The following is a 2,541-nucleotide window of genomic DNA, read 5'->3' on the forward strand; positions in this document are numbered from 1 at the left end:
CGGCCACGTACTCGGTGGCGATCCACTGCGGGCGGGATCCCTGCGGCGAGAAGTCGACCACCGTGACCGTCCACGGCGAGCGCACCCGGTCGGCATGCCGGATCTCACGGGCGAAGCGCTCCCCGAAAGCGGGACCGAGCCCGAACTCCGACCGCCCGGTCTTCAGCGCGAGCGGCCGTCCGGCCGGAGTCCGTGCCAAGTACACCTGGCCCATGCCCCCCGCGCCCAGCCGCGCGAACAACGGATACCCCCCGACCGACACCGGATCGGACTCCCCCCGACGCTCCATGCCCGAAGCCTACGATCCCCTTCCCCGGCTGCCGCCAGTCGGGCCCCCGCCCGAGGCCACAAGGCCGAACAGATCAGGGCCGCATCACGGACCTCCTCCGCCCGCCCGAAACCGACCCCACGCCTCCCGGCGGCTTACAGCCCCAGCGTTCCTCTCCCCCTCACCTCTGACAGGGCGAACCGAGGAGCGACAACGGCGTGGCGCGGCAGAAGTGACCGAAGCGTGGTGCGAGGGTCCCGGGAGAGCGCTTGCTCCACGCTTGCAGGTGCGGCGCGGGTTGTCCTGGCAGTTCCGACGCCGTCGTCACGTCGGATCAGCGAGGCAGGTTGGCATGACGCGCACCCACGGCACTACGCGACAGGCCAGACGGCTCCCGCGGCCGTACCGTCGTCTGTGCTTCGGGCTCGCCGGAGCGGTTCTGGTCGTCGGACTCGGAACCACGCCTGAAGCCCTCGGCGTCCACGGAGCAGACGATGCACGCGGCCCGGTGGTCTACATCGCCGACACCTTCAACGATCGCGTAGTGACGGCACAGCCGGGCATGGCCGGGCAGCGCACCGTGGTCGGCGAGGGGCTCGACCTGCCGTACGGCGTAGCGATCGACCGGCACCGCACTCTCTACATCGCCGACAGCCGTCACAACCGCGTGCTGAAGATGCCGGTTCACGGCAGACGTGGCACCACGGTCGGAGTCGGCCTCTCCGAGCCGTACGGAGTCGCCGTCGACGGAGCCGGGAACGTCTACATCGCCGACACCGGGCATCAGAGGGTGCTGAAGGTGACGCCGAACGGCAGGCAGACCACCTTGGTGGGAGTGGGAAGCGGTCTCAGCAACCCCACTTCGATCGCACTGGATCCACACGGGTACGTGTTCGTCAACGACCCGTACAACAACCGGGTCGTCAAGGTGTCCGTGGACGGCGGCCCGGTGAGCACCGTGCCCGTCACCGGCCTGGGTGACCCCGCCGGGCTCGCCCTGTGCCCCGACGGAACTCTGTTCGTGGCCGATCCGTACAACGGTCTGGTGCGCAGGGTGCCTCTTGGCGGGGGCCCGCAGAGCACGGTCGGCACCGGACTGCAGTTCCCCACGGGTATCGCTGTCTCCCCCGCATGCGACGTGTACATCGCGGACTTCAACCAGAGCCGGGTGTTCCGGGTGGACGCGGACACCGGCGAACAGAGCACCGTCGGCACCGGACTCTGGGCGCCTTTCGCCCTGGCCCTCAGCCCCGAAGACCCGACCGTCTGAACGCCCGCAAAGGATGGACCTTGCTATGCCGCACGCCCGTGTCGCGCGCACCGGCAGGGCCACTGCCCTGCTGCTGGCAGTGGCCGCGCTTCTGCCAGCTGCGCCGGCTCAAGCAGCCGGTGCCTCGCAGGAGTCCGGCCACTACTGCACCGCACCCGGGCACCCGGGACTCGCCGCCCGCCTCGACCGGGACATCGCCCACGCCGTCAGCGGGCGCAAGTCCACCCTGTCCTTCACCGTCTGGGACGAAGGCACGGGTTTGACATGCGGCTTCCGGCCGAATGCCCAGTACGACTCGGCCAGCATTGTCAAGGTCACCCTCATGACAGCGACCCTGCTGCGAGCCCAGGAAGAGGGGCGCCCGCTCAGCGCCTGGGAGGAACTCAATCTCCGCCTCATGATCACCATCTCGGACAACCAGTCCGCCACCAACCTCTACAACAGCCTCGGCGTGCCCTTCATCCAGTTCACCCTGAACCGGTGCGGCATGCACGACACCGTCCTGAACACCACCGGGGACTGGGGTCTCACCCAGGTGACCGCGCATGACGAGATGAAGCAACTCGACGTCTACACCGTCAACGGCACCGTGCTCTCCCCGGCCAACCAGGCTTACGGCCTGCGGCTGATGAGCGAGGTCGTCCCGGGGCAGCGCTGGGGCACACCCTTCGGCGCGCCTCGCGACATCACGGTCCAGGTCAAGAACGGCTGGCTGCAGCGAGTCACGTTCGCCTGGCGAGTACACAGCCTGGGCATCTTCACCGGTCACGGACGTCTCTACCAGATGGCGGTCCTCACTCAGGAAGACCCTTCAATGTCGTATGGCATCGGGACGATTCAGCGCATCGCATGGCATGTGCACCACGACCTTGACAGCTTCTACGGCGAAACGGCAGGGCCCCTGCCCTCCTACGTGCCCGACCTCCAGGCCAGCGAGGAGAGCGATGGCTCCTACCCGCTGTTGCACGGGCAACGACTCAAAGGGCGCTTGAAGTAGACGAAT

At 68.2% G+C, this 2,541-nt stretch carries 2 protein-coding genes and 1 pseudogene; 2 read left to right on the forward strand and 1 reads right to left on the reverse strand.

The features are described 5' to 3' along the window. Nucleotides 1-289, reverse strand: a pseudogene (locus ACIPK3_RS34380) (serine/threonine protein kinase); the annotation flags it as partial. Nucleotides 290-620: 331 nt separating this feature from the next. On the opposite strand from ACIPK3_RS34380, the gene ACIPK3_RS34385 reads away from it, so the two are divergent. Next, nucleotides 621-1,538 carry an NHL repeat-containing protein gene (locus ACIPK3_RS34385; RefSeq protein ID WP_402576139.1) on the forward strand — a complete coding sequence of 306 codons (918 nt, stop codon included), beginning with the start codon at nt 621-623 and terminating at the stop codon, nt 1,536-1,538. A gap of 25 nt (nt 1,539-1,563) precedes the next feature. Then, nucleotides 1,564-2,535, forward strand: a complete 972-nt coding sequence (locus ACIPK3_RS34390) for a serine hydrolase (RefSeq protein ID WP_402576140.1) — start codon at nt 1,564-1,566, stop codon at nt 2,533-2,535. Nucleotides 2,536-2,541: the final 6 nt, after the last annotated feature.

It is taken from the genome of Streptomyces sp. NPDC086787, assembly GCF_044745865.1.
Lineage (GTDB): Bacteria > Actinomycetota > Actinomycetes > Streptomycetales > Streptomycetaceae > Streptomyces.